Origin of the sequence: Mucilaginibacter aquariorum (assembly GCF_024498135.1) — a bacterium.
Taxonomy (GTDB): Bacteria; Bacteroidota; Bacteroidia; order Sphingobacteriales; family Sphingobacteriaceae; genus Mucilaginibacter; species Mucilaginibacter aquariorum.
Genome location: NZ_JANHOH010000002.1, coordinates 654,088 through 665,528, shown reverse-complemented (window position 1 = coordinate 665,528; position 11,441 = coordinate 654,088). Strand labels below are relative to the sequence as shown.

7 protein-coding genes are annotated in these 11,441 nt (G+C 43.2%); 1 reads left to right on the top strand and 6 read right to left on the bottom strand.

What is annotated here, in order from left to right; all coding sequences use genetic code 11:
* Window positions 1–145: 145 nt before the first annotated feature.
* On the top strand, window positions 146–2,515 hold the full coding sequence (locus tag NPE20_RS14015) for a glycoside hydrolase family 127 protein (RefSeq protein ID WP_256539290.1): 2,370 nt from the start codon (window positions 146–148) through the stop codon (window positions 2,513–2,515).
* A gap of 37 nt (window positions 2,516–2,552) precedes the next feature.
* Here NPE20_RS14015 and NPE20_RS14010 read toward each other — a convergent pair whose 3' ends face one another.
* The 6 genes from NPE20_RS14010 to NPE20_RS13985 all read right to left on the bottom strand — a co-directional run bounded on the left by NPE20_RS14010 (window position 2,553) and on the right by NPE20_RS13985 (window position 11,188).
* Window positions 2,553–3,338 carry an alpha/beta hydrolase gene (locus NPE20_RS14010; RefSeq protein ID WP_256539289.1) on the bottom strand — a complete coding sequence of 262 codons (786 nt, stop codon included), beginning with the start codon at window positions 3,336–3,338 and terminating at the stop codon, window positions 2,553–2,555.
* 57 nt (window positions 3,339–3,395) lie between these two features.
* Entirely contained in the window at window positions 3,396–4,304 is a 909-nt protein-coding gene (locus NPE20_RS14005) for a helix-turn-helix domain-containing protein (protein WP_256539288.1), read from the bottom strand.
* A 51-nt stretch (window positions 4,305–4,355) separates the two neighbouring features.
* A complete protein-coding gene (locus tag NPE20_RS14000; protein WP_256539287.1) occupies window positions 4,356–5,120 on the bottom strand; it encodes an SDR family NAD(P)-dependent oxidoreductase in 765 nt (254 codons plus the stop codon).
* 138 nt (window positions 5,121–5,258) lie between these two features.
* Window positions 5,259–6,674 (bottom strand): glycoside hydrolase family 30 protein, encoded by a 1,416-nt coding sequence (locus NPE20_RS13995; RefSeq protein ID WP_256539286.1) that lies wholly within the window; start codon window positions 6,672–6,674, stop codon window positions 5,259–5,261.
* 69 nt (window positions 6,675–6,743) lie between these two features.
* Window positions 6,744–8,222: a RagB/SusD family nutrient uptake outer membrane protein gene (locus tag NPE20_RS13990; RefSeq protein WP_256539285.1), complete on the bottom strand. Its 1,479-nt coding sequence runs from the start codon at window positions 8,220–8,222 to the stop codon at window positions 6,744–6,746.
* A gap of 11 nt (window positions 8,223–8,233) precedes the next feature.
* Entirely contained in the window at window positions 8,234–11,188 is a 2,955-nt protein-coding gene (locus NPE20_RS13985; protein WP_256539284.1) for a SusC/RagA family TonB-linked outer membrane protein, read from the bottom strand.
* Between the last annotated feature and the right edge of the window lie 253 nt (window positions 11,189–11,441).

Sequence of the window (11,441 nt, the reverse complement as noted above, 5' to 3'; positions counted from 1 at the left end):
TATATTAACAACAGTTAATATATTGCCTAAGCATACTTACATATAAACGAGTTAAAATCCGGGTATCAATTGCCAATAATGATACAATAGCGGTATTTTATTTACCCTAATTTTACCTCACTCATTCACCTGTTTATAAACTATTATGCTGAAGAAAAAATTACTATTGGTACCCTGCTATATATTGATGGTTATAGGTACTGCTAATGATATAAATGCACAAAATTATGTCCCGGAGTTTAACGACTCGCACATCAAGGTAAAAACAGCTACCCCTATAAAAGCTTACAGCTTTAATTTAAACCAGGTACAATTGCTTAACGGGCCTTTTAAAACTGCCATGAAAGCTGATGAGGCTTACCTGCTATCAATTAACCCCGACAGGTTGCTTTCAGATTTTCGCTCGCATTCGGGGTTAAAGCCTAAAGGTGCAAAGTATGAAGGTTGGGAATCATCGGGATTGGCCGGCCATACCCTGGGGCATTATATGTCTGCCATAGCCATGCACTATGCATCTACAGGCGATGCGGAATTTTTAAAACGTGCAAATTACATAGTGAGCGAACTTGATGAGTGCCAAAAGGCACGCAAAACAGGCTATATAGGTGCTATTCCTAAAGAAGATACCATTTGGGCCGAAGTTGCCGCGGGCGAAATCCGTTCGCGCGGGTTTGACCTTAATGGCGGGTGGTCGCCCTGGTATACGGTACATAAGGTTTTCGCGGGCTTGCTTGATGTTTACTTATATTGTGGTAATAAACAGGCATTGAAGATAAGCGAAGGTTTAGCCAACTGGACAGGCGAAACCATCAAAAACCTGGATGATGAAAAACTGCAGAAAATGCTATTCTGCGAATATGGCGGCATGGCCGAAACATTTGTAAATCTATATGCCTTTACGGGCAATAAAAAGTATCTTGATCTGTCGTATAAATTCTACGATAAACGGATACTTGACCCACTGGCCGAAAAACAGGATGTATTGCCGGGTAAGCACTCTAATACACAAATACCCAAAGTTATTGCCAGCGCCCGCAGATATGAACTCACCGGAGATAAAAAAGACCAGGCTATCGCCGACTTTTTTTGGGAAACTGTTGTAAACAACCACTCGTACGTTACCGGCGGTAACAGCAATTACGAATACCTGGGCGAGCCATGCAAGCTTAACGATAAACTCACCGAAAATACTACCGAAACTTGCAATACCTATAACATGCTAAAGCTTACCCGCCACCTATTCGCGGTTAACCCCTCTGCAGGTTTAATGGATTATTACGAAAAAGCGCTTTATAACCACATCCTTGCCTCGCAAAACCATGACGATGGCATGATGTGCTATTTTGTGCCTTTGCGCATGGGTGGTAAAAAGGAATACAGCTCACCGTTTACCTCCTTTACCTGCTGTGTAGGTTCGGGTATGGAGAACCATGTAAAATATAACGAGAGCATTTATTTCCGCGGTAGCGATGGCAGCTTATATGTTAACTTATTCATCCCATCGATACTTAACTGGAAGGATAAGGGCATCACCATTAAACAGGAAACCACCCTGCCCCAGAGCGATAAGGTTACTTTTACTATTGGCGCAACAAAGCCAATAAAGTTTGCTATCCGCATCCGTCAACCAAAATGGACCACCGGTTCGGTACTTAAAGTAAACGGCAAAACACTGCAGGTAAGTAAAGACAGTACCGGTTACCTTGTGATAGATCGTACCTGGAAAAATAACGACCTGATTGAGTTTACAGTTCCTGAAAGTATTTATACCGAATCGATGCCTGATAATGCCAACCGCCGCGCGTTGTTTTATGGCCCGGTTTTGTTAGCCGGTGTTTTAGGCGATACCGAGCCAGATCCGTTAAATGGTGTACCTGTATTTGTAACCAGCGAAACCGACCCTAACAAGTGGCTACAGATGGTTGATAAAAGCCAGCTCGGCTTCCGTACCGCTAATATTGCCCAGCCTGCCGATGTGAAATTAATCCCATTCAATCAAACTAAAAACGAGTATTACTCTGTTTACTGGGATGTGTTTTCGCCGGATGCCTGGGTGGTGCAACAAAAAGCCTATGATGAAGCCCGTAAAAAAGCCCGGGAGCTGGAGGCCCGCACTACCGATATTTTACGTGTGGGAGAAATGCAACCCGAGCGCGACCATAACTTTACCGGCGAAAAGATCATTAACGGTGAAGATCATCAGCGTAAATGGCGCTCTACTAATGAGGGAGGTTTTATCACCTTTGATATGAAGATAGATGCCAACGAAAAAAACACGCTTATCAACACCTACTGGGGTATGGATAACCGCGGCCGTGTTTTCGATATATTGATCGATAACGTAAAGCTAACTACCGAGGACCTGAACAAGTATAAAGAAAGCCGCTTTTATGATATCTCTTATGAGATACCTATCGAGTTAACAAAAGGAAAAAACAAGGTCAGCATAAAATTATTACCTAAACAAGGCAACAGCGCCGGCCCGGTTTATGGCGTACGCATGGTAAAAAATTAGTAGAAATTTACAGAAGCGGCAACGGGGTGCAATAATGCTATTTAGAGCTTCCTGTTGCTGCTTCAATAATTAACCGGGCAACATCCGCGGGGTGCGACAAAAATACAGAATGGCTTGCCCCCTCTATTTCCACGGTATGGCTGCCGGCACGTTTGGCATACATCCTTTCCAGGTCAGGATTGATAATGCGGTCGGCTTTAGCTACCATGTACCAACTGGGTTTAGTCCGCCATGCTGGATTTTGAATTATGGCATGAAAAACCTGGTCGGCTGTTGGCATCTGCGCGTTGGCCATAAATTCCGCTTCCTTTTTAGGAAGGTCACCTGCAAAATCGGCGGGAAATTGTGCCGGGTCTATGTAATCGAACCCATTAGCCGGCTTTTGCAGGGATTTATAAGCAGAAGGCATACGCTTGCCATTGTCTGCTTCAGATTCGCCCTTATCGGGTGCATGGGCCGCTATGTAAACCAAACCCACCACATGAGGGTCGTTACCAGCTTCGGTTATTAAACCACCGCCATAACTATGGCCAACTAAAATACAAGGGCCATTTTGAAGATCTAATACGCGCTTTACCGCAGTCAGATCGGCATCAAAAGAGGTTAAAGGCTGCTGTACAACGCTCACGTGGTAACCTTTACTCACCAGTATCTCATAAACCGGCTTCCATCCCGAACCATCTACAAATGCGCCGTGTACCAAAACGATGTTTTTAACCGGGGCAGCCTGCTGTGCATGCGCCACAGATGGGGTAAATAAAGCGGCAAATGCTATACCTACAGCCATGGTTATACGGATAATGTTTTTTGATATGTTTTTCATGATGTATGAATTTACGTTAAACCGATATACTGCTGGAAACGATATTAAGGGATAGTACTAAGAACGAAACGCCATTGGTGTAAAAGTAGTTTGCTTTTTGAAAAAATTAGAAAAATTTGCCAGATCGTCAAAGCCCAATAGGTAAGCTATTTCAGAAATATTCCAGTCGGTTTGCTTAAGCAAAATTTTCGCTTCCTGCGTTACCCTGCCGCTAATTATCTCTGTAGTTGTTTTACCGGTAGATTCTTTTAGTACCTTATTAAGATGATTAACATGTATGGCTAACCTGTCTGCATATTCTTTAGCTGTACGAAGACCAAGCCGATGCTGCTGTGGCGATTCTACAGGGAACTGCCTTTCCAGCAGTTCGATAAATAAGGAAGATATTCTTTCGGAGGCATTCTGAGTAGAGTGGAGTGCCGACATGGGCTGCAATTTTTGCCCATAATGGATCACTTCTAAAAGCAGGTTACGAAGCAGGTCATACTTATACAGATAATCTGTTGCCAGCTCTTTATGCATCTTTCGAAAAATGTATTCCAGTTCTTGCGATTGCTCTGCTGTGATCTGAAAGACAGGCAGTTCGCCCGGGCGGAAGATCGGCAGGTCATCCAGTACAATACCGGCCTTATTCTGAGATAAAAAATCTCCGGTAAAAATGCAAAATAACCCCGACTGGTTATCATCCTGCGGAATCCAGTGATAGGGTATTTTGGGTGTAGCAAAAAGCAGGGCGCTCTCCGGGATATCAATTACCTTATCGGCATACTCCGCCCTGCTCCTGCCTTTTATAAAACTGATCTTGTAATACTCGCGCCTGCTGTAGGGCATTATGCGTGTACCCGTTTTTTTATCAAACAGCTTTTCTATCTCAAATACATTGAAATGGCCAATTTCCTTTATAATTCCTTGCGGGAGGCTGGCTGTTGATTTCCTATAAAAGTCTTCTATCGATTTTGAGATCATAACTTTTGCAAAATCAAATTTAACTATCTGCCACAAATTTTACTGATCTTATTAAATACGCATACCACCGGATACCTCAATACGCTGTGCATTTATCCAGCCTGCATCCGGGGTACATAAAAAAGCTACAACCCCGCCTATATCTTCCGGCAAACCGGCGCGGCCAAGTGCGGTCATACCAGATACCGTCTGGTTAACTTGTTCGTTATCACGAACGTGTCCGCCAGAAAAATCTGTTGCAATAGCTCCCGGCGCTACCACATTCGCCCTTATCTTACGGCCGCCAAGCTCAACAGCAAGGTATTTGGTAAAGGTCTCTACCGCGCTTTTTATAGACCCATAGGCAGAGTATCGTGGCAAAATAATACGGCTAAGGCCTGTCGATATATTGATAATACCTCCGCCGTCGTTCAGCAAAGGCAGTGCTTTCTGTGTTAAAAAATATACGCCCTTAAAGTGCACATTCAGCAATTCGTCAAAAATATCTTCTTCCAGTTTTTCAATCAACTCATTCCGCCCAATACCGGCGTTATTGATCAAAAAGTCAAAACTTTGTGAGTTGAAGGTACTTTTAAGAACATCTTTTAACCGGCCAAAAAAAGCATCGAAGCTTTTTACATCTCCCGCGTCTAACTTTAAAGCGGCGGCTTTTAACCCTTTTTGTTGTATTTCTGCAACTACCTCAAGCGCTTCCTGCTCTTTGCTGTAATAAGTAATAACCACGTTAATACCTTTATCGGCAAGTTTTAGCGCCATATTTTTACCCAAACCGCGGCTACCGCCGGTTACCAGGGCTACCTTACTTTTGTCTTCCATGTTGTTATTCATTTTGATAAAGCAAAGGTGCTGAAGATATTAGCCCGCAGTTTGTACATTTCAATCCATTATTTGTGAATTTCAAATAATGTGATCAAATCAGTTATAATTGCCGGTTCCCGCAATAAAAAAAACAGGTTACCAAACAAAAGTACCTACAGCGCCGGCACCCAGTTCGTAAGCAACGGCTTTGCCTTTATCTCTAATATTAAATGAGCCTTTATTTTTACCGTTATTTATAACGATCAATACCTTTTTACCCTGAGGCGTACGGAAAGCAACATTCACAAAATCGCCGCTTATGTTTGACGCGATGCGTACCGAACCCTGAGGCACAAATTTTGAAGCATGGCCAATAATGTAATAAGCAACATTGCGGGTAATATCATTTCCTACCGTGATGGCGCCCAAACATTCTGTGCAGCCACCGGGCGTATGCGGCGAATAACTTGCATCTGCGGCTAAGTTCCATTCCAGTACATTGCGCGACCAGTTACGTGTGGCACCTATAATAAGCTGATTGATGTGCCAGTTTAAATTACTTGCAAAATCTCCCGGAGCACCTACCCACTGTTCTGTAAAGTAAATATTCTTATCCGGATAGGCATTGTGAACCTCGGTAAGTGCTTCGATCTTTCCACCATATAAGTGAAATGCTGAGCCATCTACATATTTCCGGGCTTCCGGGTCTTTCAAAATATCCATAGGATAATCCGGCCGGTCGGCATTGTGATCATAAGTAATGATCTTTGTTTTAACGCCGGCTGCTTTAAAGGTTGGCCCCAGGTTAGTTTTTATAAACTCGGCCTGCTGCGCTGCCTCCATCACCATGCTTGGGTTATTTTTTGGGTTAAGCGGTTCATTTTGCGGTGTAATAGCATCTATATTGATGTGTTCCGCTTTCATTAGCTGGATATACTTTGTGAGGTATTGCGCGTAAACCTGGTAATATTCCGGTTTTAAATATCCGCCCTTTGATGACTCATTAGTTTTCATCCATGAAGGCGCCGTCCAGGGGCTACCTAGTATTTTAATCCGTGGGTTAATAGCTAAGACCTCTTTTAACAGCGAAATAACGTCAGCGTCTTTTGCTAAGCTAAACTTGCTCAGCTTAACATCCGTTTCGCCCGCAGGTACATCATCATAAGTAAAAACCTCGCTGTTAAGGTCAGACGCGCCAATACTTATACGAAGATAACTTACACCAATGCCATTCCCCCTGGTAGAAAAAAGTTCGTTTAACAGGTGTTTCCTGGCTTGTAGTGGCAATTTATTTATGAGCACGGCACTACCCCCGGTAAGCGTAAAGCCAAAGCCATCTATCTGCTGGTATTTTTGGTTTTCATCTACCGTAATGGTTGGGTAATTATTTTTCAGCCTGCTAAAAGTTAACGGTGTAGCCTGTTTCTCTAATAAAGCTGACTTATCGGGCTTGGTAAGCCAAACAGTTGCTTTTGCAGATCTCAATGGTTTACGCGCCGCTTTTTCCTGCGCCTTGATAGCTCCGCTGCCGAAAGCGGTAAGCAATAGTATAATTACAAGTATTGGTTTCAAGATAAGAGTGGTTTAATTTTGTAATAAATTTAATATAAAAAAGGCGGGAATATTGTCCCGCCTTTTTTATTAATATCCGGGATTTTGTGTTAAAGCCGGATTACGGTTAAGTTCTGTCTGCGGAATTGGCAACAACTCCTTCTGAACTGTCATGTTGTAATTTACTTTTTGGCCTGTGATCAGGTTAGTTTCATTCAAGGCATTCATTACCGTTTCTGCCCTGCCATACCTTACAAGATCATCCCAGCGCTGGCCTTCCTGTGCCAACTCCAAACGGCGTTCTTTTTCAATAGCAAGGGCCATTGCAGATTGCGTTGCCGCGGGGGTATTTCCTAAGTGCGCACGTGTACGGATCTTGTTTACTTCGGTAGCAGCTTCGCCGGTGCGGCCAAGCGCGTTTAAGGCCTCTGCTTTTAGTAAAATAATATCGCCTAACCTTAACATATATTGCCTGCTGGTACTGTTACCATTAACCAGGTTACGTTGTTTGTATGGGAAAGGCACAACACCGTTAACAGTTGCAGACCAATATTCATCAACCCAGGGAGCGGCTTCAAAAAGCATGGTTTGGTTTTTACGAACCACATCACCTTCGCTGTCAAACGCGTTAGCCAGGTTTTTTGATGGGGTAATAAATTTCCTCCAGGTAGTACTTGTTATAGATGGCGGCAACAATAATGATGGCGACCAGTTGCCTATAGTTGTACCATTGAATTGTGCTTCCAATATCGACTCCGAGTTGTTATAATGGTTATCGTCGAACAAATCGCTATAGTTGCTAACCAATGCATAACCGGCAGGGCTGCTTATTACAGCATCGGCATAAGTAAGCACTTTATTGTAATCACGATCTGGCTTTTGAGCGTATACCTTCGCCAGTAATGCATTAGCCGCGCCCTTGGTTGCACGGGCTTTGTTCACGCTTGCATCGCCATAAGTGTCCGGCAATACCCCTGCAGCATCGGTAAGGTCGGCAATGATCTGGTTGTACACATCGGCTACAGAAGCGCGTGGTGTATTAATATCAGCCGGATCTGTAGTAGTTACCGGTACCGTAACCAGCGGCACGCCACCCCAGTTTTTAACCAACTGGAAATAGTGGTAAGCACGCAGAAATTTGGCCTCGCCCACTATCTGCGCCTTGCGGTCGGCAGCTAAGCTGGGGTCGGTAATCAAGGGCACACGTTGAATAACCGTGTTTGCCTTTAATATGCCATTGTAAAGGTTGCTCCAATCGCCATATACCTTGCTGTTAGTGGCTGTTAAGGTAAGGTTATCGTACTGAAAGAAATCTGGGTTATCACCACCGGCATAATGGTTATCAGACCGTACATCGCTTGTGTAGGTATTATCCCAGATGTAATAATCTGAAGATACAAAAGTATTGTAAGCACCTGCCAGGGCTGCCTCTGCCTGTGATGCGGTATTGTATGAATTATTAACCGTTGCATCGGAGATAGGCTGCAAATCAAGCGATTTTTTACAGGATGCTGCACTAACCGCCAGTGAGGCAGCAAGGGCATATCTAAAAATATATTTTGTTGTCATTTTTTTGCGTGTTAAAAAGAAGCGTTTAAACCAAAAATCAAGTTCCTTGTTTGTGGATAGGTTCCGTAATCTATACCAAAACCACCGTTTGTATTTGCAGAACTACCTGATGTAAATGCATTTACTTCGGGGTCAAATCCGGAATATTTGGTAAAGGTGAACAGGTTTTCGCCGGTTGCATAAAACCTGATACTGGCCAGCCTTAATTTTGCAGCAATTGTTTTAGGCAAATTGTAGCTCAACGTGGCCGTTTTCACCCTCAGGTATGATCCGTTCTCCACAAAGCGGGTTGAGATCCTTGAATTATCGGTATTGTTTACAGATGCTTTAGGGATATCAGTGTTCTGGCCAGGTGTAGTCCAGCGGCGTAATACCGCGGTAGATTGGTTTTGCGGACCTGTCATGCCTTCGGTTTCGATACGGGTAGCGTTAAATATGTCGTTACCCTGCGAACCTTGAAGGAACACAGTAAAGCTGAAATCTTTATAGCTGAATGTGTTGGTTAAACCGTAAATAAAGTCGGGATTGGGGTTGCCAATAATGGTACGGTCGTCTGCCGTTGGGTTGCTACTCTTCTCACCACTTTTTGCAAGGTATAATGCATTACCTGTTTGGGGGTCAACACCCTCGTAAACGTATCCGTAAAATACACCAAGCGGCTTGCCTTCGGTCACTAATGAAGCCTCGCTGCGACCGGCAATGGTATTTAAGAAATACTGCTGACCGTAAAGAGCGGTAACATTATTACGGTTAAACGAAATATTGAAGTCTGTGCTCCACTGGAAATCTTTTTGCACGATATTTTTAGAGCTCACCAAAAATTCCAAACCCTTGTTACGCAGTGTACCTATATTTTTCAGCGCAAAATCAAACCCTGTTGATCTTGGTACAGGGTAAGTTTGTAACAAGTCTTTTGTGTCTTTTATATAAGCATCCGCAGAGAAAGTAAGTCGGTTGTTTAAAATGGTCAAATCAATACCAATGTTGGTTTGCTTGGTCTCTTCCCATTTAAGGTTCCTGTTTTCAATTGAAGACGGATAATTACCCGGCTGAATGTTACCACCGATAATGTAATTTGCACCGCTACCTACTCCACCTAAGTAAGAGTAATAATTAGTAGTACTTATTTGATCGTTACCCACTATACCGTAACCAGCCCTTAATTTCAGGTCGTTAATTACAGTAACGTCTTTCAGGAAGCTTTCTTCGGATAATCTCCAGCCTGCAGAGAACGACGGGAAATATCCCCAGCGTGTATTAGGCCCGAACACCGATGAAGCATCTGCACGGAAGTTAGCGGTGAACAGATATTTGCCGGCATAGTCATAATTAACACGACCGATAATTGAGTTATTAAATTTCTCGGACTTATTATTATAAGCCGAACCTATAACCGAACCGGCATTGGTTGTTGGGATGGTATTACCAGAGAAACCGGTAGTTTGGATGTAGGTATTTTCGTAACGGTATTTCTGCGCAACAAAACCGCCCAAAATATTAAAGTTATGTTTACCTAATTTTTTTGTGTAGGTTAAGGTATTATCAGAGATCCAATAGTTGGTTAAGTTGGTCTCGTTACGTGCAATACCATTGTTTTGGCGGCCGTATGAAGTTAAATACGGGTCAAGGAAATAATCACTTACCGCATTAATGTAATCGATACCCAGGCTGCTTCTGAATTTCAAATCAGGCGTGAATTTTATTTCGCCATAAGCATTACCTAATAAACGTTGGTTTTTATACGGCCTTGTTGAACCATACAGACTGGCAAGCGGGTTTTCCCATTGCTGGAAAGGGTTGGCGGTATACGTACCATCCGCGTTAAATATACCTATGTTTGGCGGCGTAGTTAACGCACCTAACAAAACACCTCCGCCATTAACGTTGGTATCATCAGTAATGCTTACGTCATTGTAACGGGTATAAGCAACGTTTGTACCCACGGTTAACCAATTATTTACTTTCTGATCAAGGTTTACCTTGAAATTGGCGCGTGCCATTTCCGAGCTTTCTATTACGCCCAGCTGCTTTGCATAACCACCTGATATGTAATAACTGGTACCCTCATTTTTACCTGATATAGCTAACTGGTAGTTTTGTGATGAACCCGATCTGAAAATCTCATCCTGCCAATCGTTGTTTGCGGTATACTTTGTCCAGTCGGTGCTGTAACCCAAATCTGTAGCTAACTGATGATACTGATCGGCGTTGAGTACATCAAGCTTTTTCCTTACAGAGGCAAAGCCGTAGTAAGCAGAAAGCTCAACTTTAGGTTTTGCAGTAGTACCACGCTTGGTTGTGATCAAAACAACACCGTTTGCACCCTGCGCACCATATATGGCTGCAGACGAAGCATCTTTTAGTACAGATATGGTTTCGATATCGGCAGGGTTCAACGAACGGGTATCCTGAGCGGGCACGCCATCAATAACGTATAGCGGGTTACTTCCTGCGTTAATGGAATTTGTACCGCGTATTTTGATACTTAGCGTTGCCGATGGACTACCAGAAGGCGATACCACCTGCACACCTGCTGTTTTACCTTCAATCAGGTTACCAATTTGGGTGTTCGGTCGCTGATCCAGGTCTTTTTTGCCAATAACTGATACGGCGCCTGTAATATCGCCTTTACGCTGTGTACCATAACCAACAACAATAACTTCGCTAAGGGCTTTGTTGCTTTCGTCAAGTACTACGTTCAATACTGTTTGTCCGGCTACCGGCTGCTCTTTAGTGGCGAAACCGATGTAGGAAAAAATCAATGTGCTGTTAGATGCGGTATTGATACTGAAAGCCCCGTTAGCATCTGTTGCGACGCCGGCATCACTATCTTTTACCCTAACACTTACGCCTGGAAGGGTCTCCCCCTTCTGGTCTCTTACTGTACCCTTTACGGTAATGTTTTGCCCATAGGCAAAAACACTGGCCAATAAAAACGCACAGAATAAAGTAATTCGTTTTTGCATAATTTTTTGAATTGGTTAATGAAACTGGTTTCATTACTACAGAGAGTGCATGTAATGATGAGACAAATTTGAATGCAATACTTCTTATTAGCAAGCTAAATAAACTCACAATACATTGATAAATAACATGTTACGAGATATTTGATACGGATAGACGCCGTTGTTTGAAATGGAAAGTATGTGCTGATAATCAAGGAATAAAGTAATAGCCAAAGGCTTAGGTTATTAGCATAACGATACGCATAAACACCCT